General features: G+C 51.7%; 17 protein-coding genes and 14 tRNA genes. 11 read left to right on the top strand and 20 right to left on the bottom strand.

What is annotated here, in order from left to right; translation table 11 throughout:
• The first annotated feature begins 3 nt into the window (after positions 1 to 3).
• Positions 4 to 273, top strand: a complete 270-nt coding sequence (locus tag ACO0LN_RS05630) for a hypothetical protein (protein ID WP_422971764.1) — start codon at positions 4 to 6, stop codon at positions 271 to 273.
• Here ACO0LN_RS05630 and ACO0LN_RS05625 read toward each other — a convergent pair.
• The gene (locus tag ACO0LN_RS05625) at positions 270 to 806 is read right to left on the bottom strand and encodes a GNAT family N-acetyltransferase (protein WP_422971762.1); all 537 of its coding nucleotides are present in this window, start codon (positions 804 to 806) and stop codon (positions 270 to 272) included. The two genes, ACO0LN_RS05630 and ACO0LN_RS05625, sit on opposite strands and share 4 nt — an antisense overlap.
• Positions 807 to 974: 168 nt before the next feature.
• Between ACO0LN_RS05625 and ACO0LN_RS05620 the strand changes: the two genes are divergently transcribed.
• The 7 genes from ACO0LN_RS05620 to ACO0LN_RS05590 all read left to right on the top strand — a co-directional run bounded on the left by ACO0LN_RS05620 (position 975) and on the right by ACO0LN_RS05590 (position 9,365).
• On the top strand, positions 975 to 1,469 hold the full coding sequence (locus tag ACO0LN_RS05620; protein WP_422971760.1) for a low molecular weight protein-tyrosine-phosphatase: 495 nt from the start codon (positions 975 to 977) through the stop codon (positions 1,467 to 1,469).
• Entirely contained in the window at positions 1,466 to 1,696 is a 231-nt protein-coding gene (locus ACO0LN_RS05615) for a hypothetical protein (RefSeq protein WP_422971758.1), read from the top strand. The genes ACO0LN_RS05620 and ACO0LN_RS05615 overlap by 4 nt, the downstream gene beginning before the upstream one ends.
• An 11-nt stretch (positions 1,697 to 1,707) precedes the next feature.
• Positions 1,708 to 2,661 (top strand): M23 family metallopeptidase, encoded by a 954-nt coding sequence (locus ACO0LN_RS05610; RefSeq protein ID WP_422971756.1) that lies wholly within the window; start codon positions 1,708 to 1,710, stop codon positions 2,659 to 2,661.
• A gap of 89 nt (positions 2,662 to 2,750) precedes the next feature.
• Positions 2,751 to 3,917: a sensor histidine kinase gene (locus ACO0LN_RS05605; RefSeq protein ID WP_422971754.1), complete on the top strand. Its 1,167-nt coding sequence runs from the start codon at positions 2,751 to 2,753 to the stop codon at positions 3,915 to 3,917.
• Positions 3,914 to 4,747 (top strand): LytR/AlgR family response regulator transcription factor, encoded by an 834-nt coding sequence (locus ACO0LN_RS05600; protein ID WP_422971752.1) that lies wholly within the window; start codon positions 3,914 to 3,916, stop codon positions 4,745 to 4,747. The genes ACO0LN_RS05605 and ACO0LN_RS05600 overlap by 4 nt, the downstream gene beginning before the upstream one ends.
• A gap of 185 nt (positions 4,748 to 4,932) precedes the next feature.
• Positions 4,933 to 6,123: an efflux RND transporter periplasmic adaptor subunit gene (locus ACO0LN_RS05595; RefSeq protein ID WP_422971750.1), complete on the top strand. Its 1,191-nt coding sequence runs from the start codon at positions 4,933 to 4,935 to the stop codon at positions 6,121 to 6,123.
• A gap of 2 nt (positions 6,124 to 6,125) precedes the next feature.
• Positions 6,126 to 9,365 carry an efflux RND transporter permease subunit gene (locus ACO0LN_RS05590; protein WP_422971748.1) on the top strand — a complete coding sequence of 1,080 codons (3,240 nt, stop codon included), beginning with the start codon at positions 6,126 to 6,128 and terminating at the stop codon, positions 9,363 to 9,365.
• A 201-nt stretch (positions 9,366 to 9,566) separates the two neighbouring features.
• Here the strand turns inward: ACO0LN_RS05590 and ACO0LN_RS05585 are convergent, their stop codons facing one another.
• Both ACO0LN_RS05585 and ACO0LN_RS05580 read right to left on the bottom strand, forming a co-directional pair.
• A complete protein-coding gene (locus tag ACO0LN_RS05585; RefSeq protein ID WP_422971746.1) occupies positions 9,567 to 10,583 on the bottom strand; it encodes an LLM class flavin-dependent oxidoreductase in 1,017 nt (338 codons plus the stop codon).
• Between the two features lie 206 nt (positions 10,584 to 10,789).
• Positions 10,790 to 11,608, bottom strand: coding sequence for a nucleotidyltransferase domain-containing protein (locus ACO0LN_RS05580; protein ID WP_422971744.1), 819 nt, complete (start codon positions 11,606 to 11,608; stop codon positions 10,790 to 10,792).
• A 139-nt stretch (positions 11,609 to 11,747) separates the two neighbouring features.
• Here ACO0LN_RS05580 and ACO0LN_RS05575 point away from each other — a divergent pair, with 139 nt between their 5' ends.
• Entirely contained in the window at positions 11,748 to 13,106 is a 1,359-nt protein-coding gene (locus ACO0LN_RS05575; RefSeq protein WP_422971742.1) for a hypothetical protein, read from the top strand.
• Positions 13,107 to 13,133: 27 nt separating this feature from the next.
• On the opposite strand, the gene ACO0LN_RS05570 is transcribed toward ACO0LN_RS05575, so the two are convergent.
• The 15 genes from ACO0LN_RS05570 to ACO0LN_RS05500 form a co-directional block, all read right to left on the bottom strand.
• Entirely contained in the window at positions 13,134 to 14,189 is a 1,056-nt protein-coding gene (locus tag ACO0LN_RS05570) for a hypothetical protein (protein WP_422971740.1), read from the bottom strand.
• Between the two features lie 7 nt (positions 14,190 to 14,196).
• Complete coding sequence (locus ACO0LN_RS05565) at positions 14,197 to 15,225, bottom strand: RNA ligase (ATP) (RefSeq protein ID WP_422971738.1); 1,029 nt, start codon at positions 15,223 to 15,225, stop codon at positions 14,197 to 14,199.
• An 86-nt stretch (positions 15,226 to 15,311) separates the two neighbouring features.
• Positions 15,312 to 15,387 (bottom strand) — tRNA-Met (locus ACO0LN_RS05560).
• A 320-nt stretch (positions 15,388 to 15,707) separates the two neighbouring features.
• A tRNA-Ser gene (locus ACO0LN_RS05555) sits at positions 15,708 to 15,795 on the bottom strand.
• 5 nt (positions 15,796 to 15,800) lie between these two features.
• A tRNA-Asp gene (locus tag ACO0LN_RS05550) sits at positions 15,801 to 15,875 on the bottom strand.
• 5 nt (positions 15,876 to 15,880) lie between these two features.
• Positions 15,881 to 15,957 (bottom strand) — tRNA-Thr (locus ACO0LN_RS05545).
• 6 nt (positions 15,958 to 15,963) lie between these two features.
• A tRNA-Ser gene (locus ACO0LN_RS05540) sits at positions 15,964 to 16,052 on the bottom strand.
• Positions 16,053 to 16,130: 78 nt separating this feature from the next.
• Positions 16,131 to 16,206 (bottom strand) — tRNA-Arg (locus tag ACO0LN_RS05535).
• 9 nt (positions 16,207 to 16,215) lie between these two features.
• Positions 16,216 to 16,291: transfer RNA gene (locus tag ACO0LN_RS05530), tRNA-Trp, on the bottom strand.
• Between the two features lie 41 nt (positions 16,292 to 16,332).
• Positions 16,333 to 16,409: transfer RNA gene (locus ACO0LN_RS05525), tRNA-Ile, on the bottom strand.
• A gap of 10 nt (positions 16,410 to 16,419) precedes the next feature.
• A tRNA-Ile gene (locus tag ACO0LN_RS05520) sits at positions 16,420 to 16,494 on the bottom strand.
• A gap of 4 nt (positions 16,495 to 16,498) precedes the next feature.
• Positions 16,499 to 16,574, bottom strand: a tRNA-Asn gene (locus tag ACO0LN_RS05515).
• A gap of 86 nt (positions 16,575 to 16,660) precedes the next feature.
• A tRNA-Lys gene (locus ACO0LN_RS05510) sits at positions 16,661 to 16,734 on the bottom strand.
• A gap of 78 nt (positions 16,735 to 16,812) precedes the next feature.
• A tRNA-Ala gene (locus tag ACO0LN_RS05505) sits at positions 16,813 to 16,888 on the bottom strand.
• A gap of 144 nt (positions 16,889 to 17,032) precedes the next feature.
• Positions 17,033 to 17,117 (bottom strand) — tRNA-Tyr (locus tag ACO0LN_RS05500).
• A gap of 91 nt (positions 17,118 to 17,208) precedes the next feature.
• Between ACO0LN_RS05500 and ACO0LN_RS05495 the strand changes: the two genes are divergently transcribed.
• Entirely contained in the window at positions 17,209 to 17,376 is a 168-nt protein-coding gene (locus ACO0LN_RS05495) for a hypothetical protein (protein ID WP_422971736.1), read from the top strand.
• Between the two features lie 45 nt (positions 17,377 to 17,421).
• On the opposite strand, the gene ACO0LN_RS05490 is transcribed toward ACO0LN_RS05495, so the two are convergent.
• Positions 17,422 to 17,495 (bottom strand) — tRNA-Gly (locus ACO0LN_RS05490).
• 267 nt (positions 17,496 to 17,762) lie between these two features.
• The gene (locus ACO0LN_RS05485) at positions 17,763 to 18,101 is read right to left on the bottom strand and encodes a hypothetical protein (RefSeq protein WP_422971734.1); all 339 of its coding nucleotides are present in this window, start codon (positions 18,099 to 18,101) and stop codon (positions 17,763 to 17,765) included.
• A gap of 673 nt (positions 18,102 to 18,774) precedes the next feature.
• Here ACO0LN_RS05485 and ACO0LN_RS05480 point away from each other — a divergent pair.
• A complete protein-coding gene (locus ACO0LN_RS05480; RefSeq protein ID WP_422971732.1) occupies positions 18,775 to 20,952 on the top strand; it encodes a carbohydrate-binding module family 20 domain-containing protein in 2,178 nt (725 codons plus the stop codon).
• Positions 20,953 to 20,956 lie beyond the last annotated feature (4 nt).

The following is a 20,956-nucleotide window of genomic DNA, read 5'->3' as shown; positions in this document are numbered from 1 at the left end:
GCTATGGATGAACAGGAATTGTTGGCGCTGTTATGGAGCCTGTTGCCTTCCCGTGCCTACCTGATTGCCGCCTTTGTTTTTGGCTTGCTCGGTATGGCGGCGTTTTACTACGGCAGGAAAAAAGCCAACAAACGTGTCACATGGCTGTCCGTAGGCCTGATGTTTTATCCTTACGTCATTGGTAGCGACATACGCTTGCTATACGGCGTAGGCATTGCTTTTTTTATCGCCATCGCCGTCAGTATTTATTATCCCCAGGAGCCTAAAACCTAGTCCAGGTTTTTTTCCAGCTCTTCAAACTGCAGGTTTTCTACCAGCATCTGTTCCTTGCCATTATCAGATGGGAAGGGTTTGAAGCGACCTGTACGTACATAGCCACGGCGTTCATAGTAAGCAATCAGTTCTTTCCTGACACTGATGACAGTCATCCATATCTTGTTGATGCCCCATAATTTTTGCGCATGTTTTTCAGCAGTCTGCATGAAATGCTTGCCTATGCCATTTCCCTGTAGCACAGGACGTACCACAAACATGCCCAGGTAGGCGGCACCTTCAGTTCTTTCCAGATTCACGCAACCGATGATGTCTTCACCTTGTAAACATAGCAGGATCACGGAATCGGGTTTGGCAATCAGTTCGCGCACTTCAGGCGGAAATATGCGTGAGCCCTGTAACAAATCGGCTTCTGTAGTCCAGCCCGCACGACTACTGTCCCCACGGTAGGCACTGTTCACCAATGCCGCGATAGTGTCGGCGTCGGCATCTACGGCGGGGCGAAAATGGATGTCTGCGATGTTTTCTGTCATGACTGTCTATGTAAGATGAATTCTGGCTGGCGATGGGCCGAAATAATAACATGTGTTTCTTGCCCCGGAATCTGGCTTTGCGTGCGCCAGACAGCGTGTTAACATGTCAATAGCAATAGAAAAATTTATCGTTTTGTTAAATTCCTGCATTAAATCCCTGATCTGGCAATGAAAACTTCTGCTACCAAGGCTGTCCTGTTTGTCTGCATGGGCAATATTTGCCGTTCACCCAGTGCCGAGGGTGTATTCCGCGCCCACGCCGGGGCAGCAGGGCTAGATTTGCATATAGATTCTGCCGGTACCCATGCCTATCACATAGGCGAGGCACCTGATCCGCGCTCTCAACAATTTGCGGCGCGCCGTGGCATAGACTTGTCGCAGCAAAGGGCGCGCAAACTCACTGCAGATGATTTTGAGAAATTCGACCTGTTGCTGGCCATGGACAAGGACAATCTGGCACGCATGAAAGCTGCCTGCCCACCACAACATCTGCACAAGCTCAAACTCATGATGGATTATGCGAACCACAGTGACAGCGAGATCGTGCCCGACCCCTATTATGGCGGGCCGGATGGTTTTGACCTGGTGCTCGACTATATCGAGGATGCCAGCGCTGGCCTCATACGCGCCATACAACAAAAAGCTGACAGGAAGGACGCATGATGCCGGAACAAGAACTGGAATTTGCCAGGAATGCCATACGCAGTTACCTGCAGGCACGACCCAGCAGTGCCGATACAGCTGAAGGCATACATCAGTTCTGGATACGGTGGCCAGATGCGACCCCGCCTTTGTCCCTGGTATTGACAGTACTGGAAGGCATGCGCGATGCCGGTGAAGTCGAAAGTGTCAATGTCGGTGGCCGTACCATCTGGCGTGCTGCGCGCTGAAGCAAATGTTGATGTCAGCGCACAAACTACTCTTTCTTCTGCCAGTTTTCCTGGTCACTCCCCTCTGCCTGGCTGAGCCAACACAGGCACGCAATGATCCCGTAAAAATCGAAACTGTCAAAGGTGTCTCATCGAACATCTTGCTGGCGACCAATACCAGCCGCATGCCGGTGACGGTAACGCTGCAACTCAACAATTTCAGCAACCTGACGTCGAGTAAACCCTGGCCGATACAGGCACAAATGGCGGGCGGCCAGACCATGGAACTGGTAGAGATCGCCGCCGCCAACAGGCAATTTGGCTACACCATGGATTACAGTAGCCATATAGTGCAGGGTGACCCCAGGGCCAAACATGATGCCAGCATCAGTTACCAGATTCCTTTTGTTGCTCCACAAGGCTTTCAGGTTTTGCAGGCAGCCGACGGCCCGCAGTTTACACATCATACGGTTGCTACCCGCTATGCGGTTGATATCGATATGCCCATGGGCACGACCGTCGTGGCGGCGCGTGCCGGGCAAGTGGTGGAAGTGGTCAGCCAGTTCGCCGATGACGGCAGGGTGGAGCAAGCTTATATCGACAGAGCCAATTATGTGCGCATCCTGCATGACGATGGCAGTTGGGCAGACTATTTCCATCTAATGCAACACTCTGCCCAGGTACAACCCGGCATGCGTGTCGCAGCCGGGCAGGTACTCGCTCTGTCCGGCAATAGCGGTTATTCTTCTACACCGCATTTGCATTTTCATGTGCAGGTAAACCAGAATGGCACCGTCATATCGCTGCCCTTTCACTTCATTAATTCTCACGACGGCATCTTCACACCACGTTATCAAAGCTGGTTGATACCGGATACCCCATCCCTCAATACCGGCAAGGCTAAAGCCAAGAAAACGGCACGTGAGTGTTTGCCTGCCGGTAAAGTACTGAATGATCTGGCGATACGCTGTTTATCGAGTTCCTGAACAGGGCAGTGTGATGAAAATAATGTCTGTAGTGACAGAACACCTCTGGCAGGAAATTTCCATCTGATCACGCTGCTATACTGCAAGACATGGACACCAGCAGCCTTCATACATCTACAAATGCTTTGCCGCCACCTGCGCCACAGACCTGGCAGGCGGCTGGGAAGGTATTGCTGCTCAATATAATTCTCTGGAGCACCCTGAGCCTGATCGGTGCGCTGACTTCTCTTAATGATGATTTGCGTGAGGGCAATCAGGGTGATTTCTGGCTGATATTTCAAAGCTGGGGCAGGAGCGCAATAGCGCTGGCCGTACTTGGCTACATCCTCATCTATTGTTTCAGGCGCTGGCCCTGGTTGTATGGCAGCGCCCGGCATATCGCCATGGGTTATGGCCTGCTGTTGCTGGTGGTCTTGCCGGGACAGCTCATGTATGTAGGCAAGCTGTTTACCCTCGATGGTCCGCATGACGTGAACTGGGGGCAGATACAGGCCGAGTTACAGGTGTTTGACAAGCTGGCAGCGCTGTTGCGGCTGTCATCCATCAGCGCGGTGTATTTTGCCGTGGCGGCCATCAAGATCTGGCAACAAAGCCAGCAAAGAAACCGGGCCTGGGCGCAGGAGCGGGAAGATACCCTGGCACTGCGGCTGGAGCTGGAACAGCAAAAATCCCTGGCCCTGCGGGCGCAACTGGAACCACATTTCATGTTCAATGCCTTGAATGCGATCAGTGCTTTGGTGATTTCTGACAACAAGGATGTTGCCCTGAGCGGTATACAGGGCCTCAGTGAACTGTTGCGCTATGCACTGGCTGCGGGCGATAAAAACTGGGTCAGGTTTGCAGAAGAACTGGCTTTTGTGCAGGATTACCTGGCCCTGCAGGCCCTGCGCTATGGTGAACGCCTGCATGTCGCCATCGTCGGGGTAGATGAACAGGTACTAGCCTGTGATTGTCCACCCTTGTTATTGCAGCCGTTGATAGAAAATGCACTCAGGCATGACCTGGATTGCCATGAAGAAGCCAGTGACATCCTGTGCATCTTTGAATGCAGGGAAGGTAATCTGCTGATACGCATCAGCAACCCCGTCCATGCCGAGGCTGCAGCCAACCCCGGCGTCGGCCTGGGTTTGCGCAATACCATGGCGCGCCTGCAACTGGCCTATGGTGATGCTGCTTCCTTGCAGACAGGGATAGACGCAGGCCGTTTCCAGGTCACGATCAGCCTGCCTGTTAACGCCGCTGGCAGCCTGGTATGACTATGGCTATCCGCAGCATCATCGTCGATGATGAAGAGCATGCCCGCATCACCCTGGGTTATGCCCTGAGTAAATATGCTGAATGGCAGGTGTTGGCCGTGCTTAAAAATGCGGCAGCAGCACGTGAGTTCCTCGCACAAAATACGGTTGATGTGGTGTTCCTGGATATACAAATGCCCAGGGAATCAGGGCTGGAATTGGCCCGCCGTCTGGCTGCGCAGTCAAGACCGCCGCTGATCATCTTTGTGACTGCTTACAATGTACATGCAATAGATGCCTTTGAGCTGCATGCACTGGATTACCTACTCAAGCCTTTCAGCCAGGACAGATTTGCCAAAACCCTGGCGCGCGCCATGGAAATGCTGAGCCTGACCCAGCAGCCCGCGTATGCTCAGGCTTTGGCAGCCTGCCTGGTTGCCGGCCAGCATAAAGCTGCTGAATCAGCGGGGTCAGGTGAGCTGCAGCCAGCTTATCTGCAGCAAGTGACGGTCAGGTCGGTGGGCGAGATGGAATGCATACAGCTCGCTGATGTGCACTGGATAGGGGCGGCGGGTAATTATGTAGAGCTGCACCTGGGCCAGCGCGTAGTCCTGCACAGAGTGGCGCTAAGCAAGCTGGAAGAATATCTCGACCCCCGCCAGTTCATCCGGGTACACCGCGGTGCCATCGTCAGGACTGACCAGCCCGTCCATTTGCAGGTAATGGGAAACGGCGGCTACCAACTCAGCTTGCGTAGCGGTAGCGAAGTCGCCGTCAGCAAGAATTATATTGATGCCCTGCGCCAGCTCATGCTGGAGCCGGCCCTGCCCCGAATTTCAGCACGCTCCTGAACTTATCCCGTCCTCTTGGGTCTGATTCCCTGTAATTCAAGCCAGTCTGTTTGCATTTCAGTACGCCAAATCAGCATTTCATCCATAAAAAAGTGCACTTCAAAACCAAGGCGATTGAACTAGACAAGACAACAGGGAATACTCTCTCATCCAATTTCCCCACACTAATAGCGACAGGGACCATCATGTTACGTAAAACTCTACTTGTTCTTGCCATAGCCTCAGCGCTGGCAGCTTGCAGCAAAGACAAAGCTGCGGAAAAAGCAGACGCCAGTGCCAGCTCTAGCGCAAGTGCCGTGGCAGGCAAAGGTGGTGCAAATGATAAAAAAGACAAAGCCCCCGTCAAACTCGTCATTGCGCCGGAAGACGTGATGACCGTACAAAGCAATGCGATGGCGTCTGGCCCGGTAGTGACAGGCTCAATACAGCCAGAGCGCAAGGCTGACCTGCGCGCTGAGGTGGGGGCGGTGGTCTTGCAGGTACTGAAAGAAAACGGTGATGTCGTAAAACGTGGCGATATCCTCGTCAAGCTTGACGAAACCTCTATCCGCGACAACCTCAATTCCGCAGAAGATGCAGCCCGCAATGCTGCGCTGGCACTGGATCAGTCCGACCGTGCCCTGCAAAGGCTCAAAACCCTGCGTGCGTCCGGCATGACATCCCTGCAGGCACTTGATGATGCAGAAGTACGCCGTAACAGCGCCCAGAGTGAGCTGTCGGCAGCCAAAGCCCGCGCCGTGACGGCACGCCAGCAATTGCAGCGCACTGTCGTGCGAGCACCATTTGATGGCGTTGTCAGCGAACGCAAGGTATCGGCTGGCGATACTGCAGCCATAGGCAAGGAACTGGTCAAGGTCATCGACCCGACCAGCATGCGCTTTGCCGGTCGCGTATCGACCGACAAGATTGCCATGGTCAAGGTCGGTCAGCCGGTAGGTTTCCGTATCAATGGCTATGCCGGGCAAGAGTTCCGTGGCAAGGTCACCCGGGTTGATCCGGCAGCGAACGATGTTACCCGCCAGGTTGAAGTGCTGGTGGCCTTTGCCGACAGCAAGCAACCCAGTTTGTCTGGCCTGTATGCCGAAGGCAACATAGAAGCAGCAACCGTCAGCGCCCTGATGTTGCCTGAAGCTGCCGTCGTCAAATCTGGCGACAAGGCCTACGCCTGGAAAGTGGCAGGCAAGACCCTCAGCAAGGTTGATCTGCAAATTGGCAAGCGCGACCAGCGCACCGGCAATTATGAAGTCCGCAGTGGCCTTGCCGCAGGCGATGTCGTCATGCGCAGCCCCAGCTCCAGTTTCAAGGATGGCCAGAACATAGAGCTGGCTGCTGCCAAAGTGGCAGTGGCTGACGCGACCCCAGCACAAGGGAAATAATCATGTTCTTATCTGACTTCAGTATCAAAAAGCCGACGGCGACCATCGTCCTGATCGTCGCCCTCATGGCTTTGGGTTTGCTGGCTCTCAGCAAGCTCAGGGTGAACCAGAACCCTGACGTCGAAGTACCGGGCTTGTCAGTCGTGATTGCCTATCCTGGTGCATCACCGGATACGGTAGAGCGCGAAGTCATCAACCGCCTCGAGAAATCCCTGCAAGCAGTAGCCGGTGTCGAAGAAGTCTGGGCCACGGCATCAGAAAACAATGGCCGCTTCGACATGCGTTTCAGCTTCAAGAAAAACATGATCGAGGCTTCGGATGAAGTCCGTAACGTCATCTCTGGCCTGCGCTATAAAATGCCGACAGAGATGCGCGAACCCATGATACGGCGCTGGGACCCGGGTTCACAGCCTATCGTCAATATGGCTCTGTCGTCGAACAAGCAGACCCATGCAGAGATTTCCCGTCTGGCTGAAGATACACTGGCCGACAAACTGCGTAGTATCAATGGTGTGGCAACTGTCGAAGTCAGTGGCTCGCTGAAACGTGAATTGTCCGTGCTCCTGCGTGCAGAAAAACTGCGTGAATTCAATGTATCCGTTGGCGAAGTCGTCAATGCGCTGCGCAACCAGAATACCAATGCTCCGGTAGGCAAGATACGCGGCACGCTGGATGAAGAAAGCATACGTCTGGTGGGCCGTATAGAAACACCGGAAGAATTCCAGGGCATCGTCATCAAACGTACTGGCGACCAGGTCGTGCGCCTGTCACAGGTAGCGACCATAGAAGACAGTTTTGCTGACAAGGATGGCCTTAGCATACGCAGTGGCAAACCGAATGTTGGTATCTTTGTGACCCGTGCACGTGATGCGAGTACCGTCAGCGTCGCAAAAGCTGTCAATGATAAAGTTGAAGAGATCAACAAGGAACTTGAGAAAACACAACCGGGTACCAAGCTGGAAATCACCCGTGATGGTGGCAAGGATGCACAACGCAGTCTGAACAACGTTATCGAATCCCTGGTACTCGGCGCTGGCCTGACCATATTCGTGGTGTATGCCTTCCTGAATTCATGGCGTTCTACCCTGATCACGGCACTGAGTTTGCCTACCTCCGTCATCGCTGCTTTCATCGCCGTCTGGCTTTGTGGCTTTACACTGAACTTCATGACTTTGCTGGGCCTGTCACTGGCGATTGGTGTGCTGATTGATGATGCGATTGTGGTGCGGGAAAATATCGTGCGTCACATGCAAAATGGTTCAGACCGCCGCACTGCCGCACTTGAAGGCACGGCAGAGATAGGCCTGGCCGTGGCTGCAACGACTTTCTCGATCATCGCAGTATTTATTCCTGTCGCTTTCATGCCTGGCATGCCGGGTGAATGGTTCCGTCCGTTTGCCTTGACTGTGGCTTGTTCTGTGCTGGTCAGCCTGGGTATCTCGTTCACGCTTGATCCTATGCTGTCGGCATACTGGGGTGATCCACCGGATCATCATACTGCGCCGAAAAAAGGCATCAGCAAGGTACTGGCACGTTTCAATGACTGGTTTGATCATCAGTCTGACCGTTACGGTAATGTGATTGCCTGGGCCCTGCATCACCGTCGTTCCATGGGTGCGATTGCCCTGTTGACGCTGGTAGCTGCGCTGGCAGTGCAAGTCAAATGGGGTGGCACCAGTTTTCTGCCAGCCTCTGACTCCGGCAACCTGATGATCACCGTGCGCACTCCTGCTTCATCTTCACTGGAGTATGCACGCCTGAAAATGGAAAGGGCCGCAGAAATCGCCCGTACCCTGCCAGAGACTAAAGAAACCAATAGCAATATCACGCCTGCCGGTGGCCGCATCTATGTCGATATCGGCAAACGTACAGAACGCAAACGCGGTGCCAAAGAAATCGCGGCTGAACTGCGCGAGAAAGTACGTGTCCTGGTTGGCGCAGAATATGTGGTGCTGGATGATCTCAACAATGGCGCACAAAAACCGGTGCAGATAGAATTCACTGGCCCCGATTCACGCAAGCTGCTGGAAATTACCAGTGCCTACATGGATAAATTGCGCCAGGTGCCAGGTGCCGTCGATGTCGGCTTGTCTGAGCAAGACCCGAAGAAAGAACTGAAGATAGAACTGAACCGTGGCCTTGCCAATTCCATGGGTATTTCTTCCAATGATGCAGCACAGGCTTTGCGGGTTGCCTTTGCCGGTATCGAGGTCGGTGATTGGGTAGATCCGACTGGTGAGACCCGCGACGTGGCAGTACGCCTGCATCCTGACGACCGCGTTAGCAAGGAAAACATAGAACGCCTGCCTATCGCTGTATCAGGCACAAGCCAGATGGTTCCGCTTGACCAGATCGCCACCATCACCATGGGCAAAGGACCATCAGGTATCGAGCATGCGAATGGCAAACGCACGATTACCGTGTCTGCCAATGCGCAGGGCCGCTCCAACGGCGAAGTGATTGATGATGCCATGAAGCTGGCCAAGTCTTTTGATTATCCGCCTGGCTATGGTCTTTCACTCGGTGGTTCTGGCCAGGATCAGCAAGAAGTATTTGGTGCCATGCTGATCGCCCTGTTGTCTGGCATAGGTTTGATGTATCTGATACTTGTGATACAGTTCGGCTCCTTCACGGCACCGCTGGGCGTCATGTTGTCCTTGCCGCTGTCACTGATAGGCGTAGTTCTGTCCTTGCTGGTCACGGGCAGTACCCTGAATTTGATGAGCTTTATCGGCATCATCATGCTCATGGGTCTTGTCGCAAAGAATGCGATTCTCTTGCTTGATGCTGCCCGCAAACAAGAGGCCGAAGGCTATGACCGTGAAGAGGCATTGATGCATGCAGGCCGTGTGCGTCTGCGCCCTATCCTGATGACAACCTTTGCGCTGATTGCAGGGATGTTGCCAGTGGCCTTGGGCCTGGGTGAAGGTGGTGAGTTCTACCGTCCGCTGGCGATTGCGATTATCGGTGGCACCATCACTTCGACGATTTTGACCTTGCTGGTCGTGCCAACTTTCTATGACAGCATAGAAATTTCACGTGACCGCATGATGGCAAAAATGCACAGGCGCATGGAAGAACGCAACCCATTGCTGGGATTTTGCATGACCATGCTGGAAGCATTGTTCACTTTGCTGTTGGTACGCTTTATATATCGCATGTTGATGAAACTTTTTGGTCTCGTCACTGGTCGAAACCGTAAAGCAAATGCAGGTATGGATATCAAGGCAGAAAATGCCTGAGGCACATCTCAGGGAAACTTGAAAGTGTGAAGCATTGCAGCAGTAAAGAATTGTAGTAGTAAAAATTTGCAGTAGTAAAAAATTGCAGTAGTAAAAAATTGAAGTAGTAACGCTTCCCTCTTGCTGATAGATCATTGTTCTCTGGTCAGCAATTTAACAGCCTGCGCAACGAGGTGTGCGCAGGCTTTTTTTTATTCCAATTTATATTGCGGCTGTTTTGGGGCGCAGATTTTTACTGACTTGCGCCGCAATCTCATAAGAATGCAGACGCGCAGTGTGATTGTGGATTTGCGCGGTGATCATCAATTCATCTGCGCCTGTATAGTTGATGAAGGCCTGCATTTTTTCAGCAATGGTATCCGGCGCGCCGAGTGCGGAGCAGGACAAAACCTGCTCCAGCAAGGCATGCTCTTGCGGGCCGATTTTTTGCAGAAAACCATGCACAGGCAAAGGCAGCTTTGCCGGGCGGCCACTACGCAAATTGATAAATGCCTGCTGGGCAGAGCTGGCCAGGTAATAGGCTTCATCATCCGTATCAGCCGCAAACACATTAAAGCCCAGCATGACGTAGGGTTTGTCCAGTTGGGCTGAGGGGCGGAAGGTGGCGCGGTAAATTTCTATCGCCTGCATCATTTGCTGAGGCGCGAAATGCGAAGCAAAGGCATACGGCAAGCCCATGGCTGCCGCAAGTTGTGCACCAAACAGGCTGGAACCCAAAATCCAGATAGGCACTTTCAGACCATGCCCGGGTACGGCGCGCACCGCCTGCTGCGAATCTTCACTGAGATAATCCATGAGTTCAGCCACATCCTGCGGGAACTCGTCAGCATCACTGGATAGGTTGCGGCGCAAGGCGCGGGCAGTGCGCTGGTCTGAGCCCGGTGCACGCCCCAGACCCAGGTCTATGCGGCCAGGGTAGAGCGATTCCAATGTGCCAAATTGCTCCGCGATAACGAGTGGCGAATGATTTGGCAACATGATACCGCCAGCCCCCACGCGTATGCTTTTGGTACCACCAGCGATATGGCCTATCAGTACTGAGGTTGCAGCACTGGCAATGCCGGGCATGCCGTGGTGTTCTGCCAGCCAGTAACGCTGATAGCCCCAGCTCTCGCCATGTTGGGCAAGGCTGAGGGAATTGCGGAAAGATTGCGCAGCATCACTGCCTTCGGCAATAGGTGACAGATCGAGTATGGATAAGGGATATGGAGAAGACATAGCCTGCAATTTCAAATGGAGAGAAAACCATTATGGGTGAAATCGCGATTCTCTGTTGGCAGGCTCAATTTTCTTACGATTGTTGCAAAATTAATTTAGCTGCTTGTGCCAGTTATTTTAACGCCGGCCTGCGTCTGGTAGAGTGCGCCGTGCACATCACTTTTTCATCGGCAAGGACAACGGTGCACACGGCGCACCCTACCAATTTACGCAGTCTTCTTCATCACCGTATCCAGCAACAGACGGTCAAGCACCGAGAAATCCATATCGCCAGTACTGCTGGTCCTGACATTGTCCAACCTTTCCAGCTGGCTTTCAATAAAACGGTTAATGACAGGCATGGGGACTGATAATTCTGATTCCTTGGCGCGCCGTTTGATGACGAGCAATTCGGCGATGGCTGCCAGCAATTCCTGGTCTTCAACAGTCGCATCCACCATGTCCTGAAAACGCATGGGCACAGGACCCAGGTCTTGTTCTATCCACAGACAAGCCAGCAAGGGACGCAATACATACAGGTATTTTTTCAGCTTGACCATTTCACCCTGCAAATGCTCGCGATAGTTTTTGCTGGCCATATGCAGGTAATGGTAGTAAGCCCTTTCCGGCCTGTGCACTTCTCTTGCGGCTCCCTGCAAGGCTTGCAGGAAATCCGGATCAGCGGCATACACTACCGGTGAAGACAACCACTCTATCAAGGTCGCATTGCCATTGCGCAGCAAGCCCAGGGCCTTGCGCAAGTCCCAGCCGCTGACATCATAGATTTCATTGACAGGCAATTCGATGACATCGCGCCCAGGGAAGACTGTCAGATACCAGTCCAGCTTGTTGGCATAGATAAAGCGCACATCATAGTCGCTGTCTGGCGAAGCAAAGCCCCAGCCACGGCTGCCTGATTCGCAGGCAAACAAAACTTTAACATCATGCGTCTGTTCTATGCGTTGCAGGGTCGCATTGATCTCTGCACGTATCGCCGGGTCTATAGGATGTTCTTGTTCTTCCAGTGGCAGGGTAGTCGTGTTCATGATGATCTTTGAGAATGGTTTTGCAAAAAATGATACATGTTTTCAGTCTGACAATTTGTAAGGAAATGCAATTCGTATTGTCGGCTCAGGATTTCAAGACTAGTCTGATTTTCCCCTGCCGTATGCCAAGAATAAAATCATGCTACCAAATTACCCAGCAAAACTGTCCGCTCTCGCATTGATATTGACTCTCGCCGCTTGCGGTGGCGGTGGTGGCGGTTCTGCGCCTGCTAATACGGGCACGACTGGCACAGGAACAACGGGTACTGGTGGCACTACAGGCACAACAGGAACCACGACTGCCACTGCGCCAGTGATCAATGGCTTCAGCGCCAATCCTGCCAGCATCAATACCGGGTCAAGTACGCAACTAAGCTGGACAGTCACTGGTGCCACCAGCCTGACGCTGAATGGTACTACGCTTACTGGCAACAGCCTCGCAATCAATCCGGCTACGACCACGACTTATACGCTGACAGCCAGTAATTCTGCCTGCAGCACAGCCTGCAATACCAGCGCTACTGTCACAGTGACTGTGAACAGCGCAGGTACAGGTGACACGGCAGGTAATGCAGTGTATGGCGATTTGCGCAAGGCTGACCTGGGTGCTGGTGCCAATCTGAATGGCAGCCTGCCTTTCCCTGCCAATAATGCCTGGAATACGGATATCTCGACTGCGCCTGTCGATCCTGCATCCGACGCACTGATTGCCAGTATAGGCCTTGGTACAGGCTTGCACCCTGATTTTGGTGCTGGCCTGTATGACGGCTCACCGATAGGCATACCCTATGTCGTTGTCGCTGGCAGCCAGCCCAAGGTCAGTGTGCAATTTACCGACTATGGCGATGAGAGCGACCCCGGCCCTTATCCCCTGCCAGCCAATGCACCGATAGAAGGGCAAAAAGCCAACGGCAGCAGCTTTGATGGCGACCGCCACATCCTCGTCATAGACCGTGATGCCAATCGTCTGTATGAAGTTGGCAATGCCTACCCACAAACAGGCGGTAGCTGGAAAGTCAGTGGGGGTGCGATATTCGACCTGACATCCAATATAGTCAGACCCGGTGGCAAACCAGGCTGGACCAGCGCCGACGCCGCGGGCTTGCCCATCTTCCCTGGCCTGGTACGCTATGAAGAAGCTGCCAGCGGCGTTATACGCCATGCCTTCCGCTTTACCGTCAGCCGCACCCGTCGCGCCTATGTGCCACCAGCGACTCACTATGCTTCATCAAACACCAGCAATACCCTGCCGCCAATGGGCATGCGCGTGCGCCTGAAAGCCAGTTACCAGATACCTGCGAATTTTTCCAATGAAAGCAAAGCCATCCTGCAAGCCATGAAAACCTATGGCATGCTGGTGGCAGATAATGGTTCCAACTGGTACATCAGCGGCGCACCAGATGCGCGCTGGAATAACGATAAACTGTTGTCAGAACTGGGCAGTGTCAAAGGCAGCAGTTTTGAAGTAATCCGCATGGATGGTCTGGTTACCCCCTGATTGCACAGACAGCCTTATTTGGGAAGTTCATGACGGCAGCAGTAACGCCGCTTCCTTTAAAAACCTGGCCTTGACAGTGTCAGGGTAAGCTTCAAGAAAGAAGTTTTCAAAACTGGCTTCATCAATAAATGAATGACGCACTTGCGCCATCAATTCACCTAGCCGTTTGCCAGACAGTCCGGTAATGTCAGCCGCAAGCTCACCATTGAATTGTTGTTTCAATCGTTTCTTGCGGGCGTATTTTTCCAGCGCCTGATCATAAACCTGCTTGAAGTCAGGAAAGCGCAAAAAAGTCGTTTCCAGAAATTCCTGTTTTTGCTCATCACGTGCAGCCGTGCCTGCTTCTGCCCAAGGGTAGGCTGGCAGTGTGATTTCATCCTGCTCATCCAGCCACAACAAAAAGGAGTTATAAGTCGCGCGCTTGGCGTCACGTATCCTGGCCTTGTGATTACGGTTATCCAGCAGATAAATCTCGCGATTGACGTATGGCGAAGACACAACATAGCGAAAAATATCTTGCAGGTTTTTGAACTGCCCGTTCACCCGCATGTTCTCATACAGAGCGGCATCATAACCCAGCAAATCAAGCGCTTCACCAAAGTCCCTGGTGATGCACAATTCTGCAAGCAAATGATCTTTGTCATCTGGTGCACGTAATGGATACAGCAAGCCAAGATGACCAAACTTGGCACCAAATTTATGCGATATGCGGCCTATCAGATTACCAAAATCATTGTAGCCAAAATAGCGTGAAGCAAAATCAAATGAGTCAGATTCTGTTCTGATCAGATCAAGCTGGAACACGCCTTCTGCTACCGCCAGGCCTATGCTGGTGACGTCACCATTCAAGACGATTTCGGTCGCCTGCAATACTGTAGAAAATTGCGCGGAATCGTGGTCATCACCAGCTTCGATCAAAATATCGAGATCACCAAAGTCTGCCTTGTCAGCATAAGCGATGATTGCCTCGATACGGCGTTGTGGAAAATTCCGCTGCAATATAGCGACAGCTTCATGTTCCACTTCGCGATAGCGTGCAGCAGGCAAACGAACTGACTCAGCTTTTAATGCATTACCACCCATGATCTTCCTACCTGTCTCCGTGCTTCAACAAATATGTATTTGAAATCGCCTTGAATGACATGCTGCCATCAAGACGCTTGAAGACTACACCTTCCCTGGCTGTCGCCGGATTCAGTGAACCGCCCTCAGCATAATCAAGCACTTTACTCACATCGCCGCCAAAGCGTTCCAATGTCATGTTTTCCAGCCACGGCACCTCATGCACAATAGCACCCAGGGCACGCAGTCCGGCCAGTACCTCCTGACGTTCTGCCCTGCCCAGATATCTACTAGCATCAATATCAAAAATATCGAACAGATAAAAATCCTGGCCGCGCATCTTTTCAGGATTACTCTGTATGCCTTCACCTATGATCTCACCTTGCAGTGCCAGATTGCGGCCATAGGTAGTCAGTGCAGTCAGCATTTGATTTTGCTTTGCCACGCGCCACAGACTATTGGCTTCAGATTCCCTGATCCGCCAGTTTCTGCCGCACACACCAGAGACACCTGCATTGTGAAAGACCGTCATGCTGGAACCATCGAGCTTGATGGTGACTTCAAATTCTTCTTGCGCCTGAGTGCTCAGGATTTCAGTCAGGTTTTGTATACGCTCCTGATCGGTCTTGCGTATGTATTCAGGAAAAGCGCCTTCCACTTCACCAGACAGTGAGGCTGGAATGACTGGCTCCCATTTTTCTATACCCAGCATTTCACTGAAATCCATATCTTTGGCATTGCTGTGCTCAGCCAGTTCCGGGAAATTTTTCAGCGGCAGTATCATGCCCTGTGAAATCTGACCACGCAGTTTAATGGTGCGCAGCCTTATTCCGGTTTTTTCATTCCAGATGATTTTGTTTTTTTCAAGAAAAGTAAAACGTGTATCGCTCAAGGGCAGGAAGGAATCGATCTCAAAATAGACACAGGCATCACCAACCTGGAATTCATTTTTCTTGACGACCACAGACCAGCCATCCACGCTGGCGCATTCTATGGCATCTGCATCAGGGATAGGCCTGATATTGCTGACGGTTCTGATAGTGACTAATTTTCTCATAGAGATTCCTTTTTATTTTTATGTATTTTTGATTGACGGCAATTGTAAGCGAATGGAATTAAGTGGGGGATGAAAACAGGAAATAGTGGTCGAGATTGCTGGATTTGAACCAACGACCGCTCGCATATGAAGCGAATGCTCTGCCAACTGAGCTAAATCTCGTATGGTCAAGGGATGGAGGAATGACCGCCACGAATCGGCAAGGCCGAAACGGGTCTGTGTGTGGCGATCAAAGATGGTACGTCAGGCGGGATCAGTGGACTGTAATAGTGAAAGCGAAAGTGAAGGACATGCGCCCGGCGAACCAGGGCAAGGCGCAAAACACAGCGATAGCGGGGCTATCGCGAGTATTTGCAACGCCGCCATGGTCGGCGCGCGCATGGCAGGCACTTCGCTTTTCACTATTACAGTCCACTACAACCCACAACAGTCGGTGTAGAAGACCGGGGCTCTATCCTTTGAGCTACTGACACGAATTGAAATGGAGGAAGCGGTGAGATTCGAACTCACGGGCCCCATCGGGCCTACTGTTTTCAAGACAGTTGCAATAGACCACTCTGCCACGCTTCCAAAGATGGCGCCCTATAGCGGAATCGAACCGCTGGCATTTCGCTAGACAGGCGAACACTCTACCATTGAGTTAATAGGACAAAACTGGTGCCGGCTGCAGGATTTGAACCCGCGACCCACTGATTACAAATCAGTTGCTCTACCAGACTGAGCTAAACCGGCGAAAACTGGCGGAAGATGTGCGACTCGAACGCACACAGGCTCGTGAAAACCCTCCGGATTAGCAATCCGGTGCAATACCATTATGCGAATCTTCCTTTTAAAAAATACCGCGCATGTGCGTCAGCACATCTCACTGGTGAGGTAGTGAGGATCACATGATCACACGGTAAAACTGGACCCGCCTGCAGGGGTCGAACCTGCGGCCTCAACATTCGTATTGTTGCGCTCTTCCAACTGAGCTAAGGCGAGAAAAATGTTTGGCATCCCAGGCAGGACTTGAACCTGCAACCTTCGGTTTTGGAGACCGCGACTCTGCCAATTGAGCTACTGAGATAATGGCCATGCATTTCATGCTGATGAAATGCATACAAAAACTGGTACTTGCAGATGGAGTTGAACCACCAGCCTCTGCCTTATCAAGGCAACGCTCTGACCAATTGAGCTATGCAAGTAAAGATAAAATGGTGCCCCTTGCTGGTTTTGAACCAGCGACCCACCGGTTATGAGCCGGTTGCTCTCCCACTGAGCTAAAGGGACTTTATGGCTCCTCGACCTGGATTCGAACCAGGGACAGATGCATTAACAGTGCATCGCTCTGCCAGCTGAGCTATCGGGGAATTAAACTGAAATACAGCTCTCGCTGTTGAAGAAATACGTTCAAAAACATCGGTTAAAACGACTACGCTTTAATCGGTATTCTTGTTGGTCGGGATAGAGAGAATCGAACTCTCGCCGTCCGGTTAAAAGCCGGATGCTCTACCTTTGAGCTACATCCCGTGAGATGATTAAGTGTGGCATCTGACGATGCCTGGTCTTTCGCTTCATGATTTACTCCTGTTATTGAAATGAAAAAAATGGTGGAGGTGGACGGAATCGAACCGACGACATACTGCATGCAAAGCAGGCGCTCTACCAACTGAGCTACACCCCCATAATCTGTAAGGCAATTGCACGTGACATTGAAAATGCCATGTTATTTACTGCGAATAATATGGTGCGTCCCCGTGGTAACGATCCACGCTCTCCGATTTTTCAAAACGGCGCTTTCACCTGGTTAGCTTGAGACACAAAAAAATGGTGGATGGTGATGGAATTGAACCACCTACGTCTAGCGTGCTTGCGGGTTACAGCCGCACCCCTTACCGTTCGGGCAACCATCCTTAAAACTGTTGATACTGGAGTCCTTGAGCGGAATCGAACCGCCATTCGCTGATAGAAAGTCAGCTGTCCTAACCTAAGCGAACTGCCACAGTGAAAAGCAGAAGTGCCTGCCATGTGCGCGCCGACCATGGCGGCGTGGCAAATACTCGCGATAGCCCCGCTATCGCTGTGTTTTGCGCCTTGCCCTGGTTCGCCGGGCACATGTCCTTCACTTCAGCTTTTACTATGACAGTCCACTGGACGACAAAGACATCATGAAAAAAACCTCGGCAATAGTAGGCACTAATAAAGTCATTTTCATGATGGAGCGGGAGAAGAGAATCGAACTCTTACCGTAAGCTTGGAAGGCTTCAGCTCTACCTTTGAGCTACACCCGCATATAAACGTGTTTCATCTTCAATGATGAAACGAGTTTTTGTATTCAGCCTTACCCCAAAAGCAGACTTTCCTGCCCTTGGGATAAAACTGTTGAACTTCCCAAATTGTTAAAGAGCTTCCATGATCCGGTGTTGTCCGGTCACGACCGCGGTGGCGGGTTTAACTACTGTGGTTTGCCTTGTAATAAAACATGCAAACCAAAAAATCAAAAAGCCCGGAGCTTTTCAGGGCATCCGGGCTTTTCAGCGCTAGGGTCTTGGCTGGCTTTAACTGCCGCCTGTGACCTTCAGGGTTTCCCCTCGAATGCTTGTGTTGCTAAACCATGTGGCCGCAAAATTAATTGGGCTGACATCATTGAACATCTCACTATCTGTATCTTTAGTTGTGCGTGTATCTGTATCCGTACGATACGAGGCTTCATAAGTACTCCATGTGCCGCCTGCTGCACTGCCAACTTTGGCAACCGACGCCAAAGCCCGCGCTGTCTTGCGCAAGTTTTGTATCAGTTGTTGTGTCAAAGTTGTTTTCACGATCATTCCTAAATAGTGTGGTGTTGCTTGGTTGATGTACGTATCTTGCCACAGCTTTTTTATAAAAACAAGCATGGCATGAAGAATTTATTCAAATTAATGATGTTTTTGTGCGACTGATGCAAATGTGAGGCTTGTTGCTCTCTATCTACAAAAGCGCTTGCTGTCCCTCGCCGCACTATGAAAAGCTGGCCCAAATCGCGTCTCATTTATTGCTTTGACCATCATTTGGTATGGTGATTCTGATGCGTCTGATTTTCGCAAAATGTTTTGAACAGAGTTTTTCGACCTCATCTATAAATGCGGGCTGTCAGGCACCTATATTTGCATAAAGTATTCAACTACAAAAGATAATGTAGTCAAATTACTTAATATCACTGTTGTGCGCCAACAACCGGGAATAAGCTTGATTTCAACAAATTTTAGAATGAATTTCAAATTTATATGCTAAATCCTTGCTGCATAACAGCATTAATATATTTATATATTGATAGTTTTTGTATTAAAACTACTGCACAATTTTTAAGCTTATCAAAATCTCATGTGGCAAATCAATTGCGGCAGAGGTAGGTAAGCCTTGCAGCTGAGGTGGATTTTTCACCTTGGCTTGCTATCAATGGTGCCGTCAGGCAAGACGGGCGGTGAGTTTGGGGCTGTTGAGGCAGGACATAAATCAAGCTGCATGAAATTGGGGGCAATTCAAATCCTCAGGGTTTGAGTTTGCCAAGGCAAATAGTGAGGGGACAATATGAATCAAAATACAAGCAAGGAAAGTAGTAAATGCGATAGCAGAGGCGGTATCAAGGACGGTATCAGGGGCGCATTACAAAAAGCATTCTTTTGTAGTGTGGCTGGCATGACGATGATGGCTGCAAGTGCACCTGCTCATGCCTTTAATCCGCGTGACACTTCGGTGCAGATGTTTCACTGGAAGTGGACCGATATCGCCAAGGAATGCAGCAATTTCCTCGGCCCGCAAGGCTATGGTGGTGTGCAGATATCTCCACCCAGTTCAGCCAATCGTGGCAGTAACTGGTGGGATATTTACCAGCCTGTCGATTACACGAATCTGACCAGCAAGATGGGCACGGCCGCCGAACTGCAGGCCATGATCAATACCTGTCACGCTGCAGGCGTGCGTGTGTATGCCGATATCGTTGTCAATCACCTGGCAGCAGGCAGTGGCACTTCTACCGCTGGTGCAAACTGGGTAGCCGCGAGCAGTTACCCGCGCTTCAGCGCTGCTGATTTTCATCCTGCCTGCGATATCCAGGGCAGTGATTACAGCAATAACCGCAATGCGGTCACGCAGTGTCGCCTGGTCGGCCTGCCTGATCTGGATACGGGGGCCAGCTATGTGCAAGGGCAGATCAGGAATTATCTGAGCAGCCTGATAGGCATGGGTATAGATGGCTTTCGCTTTGATGCAGCCAAGCACATACGCCAGGCAGATTTGCAGACCATCGTGAATGGTGTGACGCATACCACGACATCAGGTGAACCTCTGTGGATCACGCAAGAAATCATTACCGATGGCACGGTAGATCGCAATTCTTACTTGAGCATAGGCACCATCAATGAATTCAAGTATGCAACGGCGATGAAAGAAACTTTCCGCAATCTCAATGGTGCCAGCATTTCGCAAATGCGCAGCATCATGGGCACGCCCGGTAACTGGGGTGGTACCTGGGGCTTTTTCACAGACAGCAGCAAGGCTACTGTGTTTATCAATAACTGGGACACTGAGCGCAATGGTGATTCCATGAACGCCAGTAACCGCAGCGGTGCGACCAATGATACACAGGGCAGCAAACGCTATGACCTGGCGAATATCTTCATGCTGGCCTGGCCTTATGGTGAGGCGCAAGTGCATTCCGGTTTTATCTTCACGGACACCAATGCCGACGCACCAGCCGCCAGTCCCTTTGATGCGAATGGCAATCCACTGATCAACCAGCAATGGGATTTCATCCATCGCTGGGCTGACATCGCCAATATGGTGGCTTTTCGTGCGGTGACTTCGGGCCAGGGTGTCGATAACTTTACCAGCGGCAGTGCCAACCAGATCGCCTTTAACCGTGGAAGCAAAGGCTTTGTCGCTATCAATAATGAGTTCAGTGCATGGAACCAGAGCTTCCAGACCTTGCTGCCTGCCGGTACTTACTGCAATGTCGTGCATGGTATCGCCAACGCTGGCAAAACCGCTTGTACGGCGGATGCAGTGGTGGTGGCTGCGAATGGCACGGTCACGCTCAGCATACCCGCAAATGGAGGCAACACGGTACCGGCAGTGGCTTTGCACATCAACCAGAAACTCGGTGGCGCATCGAATGACACAACCGCCCCCTCAGTACCAACTGGCCTGACGGCAACTGCCGCCAACAGTAGCAGCATCAGTCTGTGCTGGAATGCTGCTACCGACAATGCTAGTGGCAGCGGCGTGAAGGGCTATAACATTGCACGCAATGGCGGCAGCCCTGTGTTCAGTGCCAGCACCAGCTTTGTTGATGGCGGTTTGTCGCCAGCCACCACGTATAGCTACACCGTTGCAGCGGTCGATAATGCTAATAATGTGTCAGCCAATAGCATTACGGCCAGTGCAAAAACGCTGGCGGGCGCTTGTCAGGTACAGGTGAATTTCCAGGTGACCAATAACACTACCGTGGTCGGGCAGGACGTATACCTCACCGGCAGCGGAGCAGAACTGGGGAACTGGAATACCGCAAGCGCCACCAAATTGTCAGGCAATCTCTGGCCCTTGTGGACAGTGTCGCGCAACCTGAATGCCAGTACGACTTATGAATACAAATACCTGACCCAGGGCGTCAAACCTCTGGCATGGGAAGTGGGGGCAAACCGTGTCATTAATGTACCTGCCTGCGGCAGCGCGCCAGTGACTGTACCGGCCAGCACTTTTCGCCAGTAAGTTA

This window comes from Undibacterium sp. TC9W (assembly GCF_049339865.1).
Classification (GTDB): domain Bacteria; phylum Pseudomonadota; class Gammaproteobacteria; order Burkholderiales; family Burkholderiaceae_D; genus Undibacterium.
This window is presented reverse-complemented; position numbering and strand designations above follow the sequence as displayed.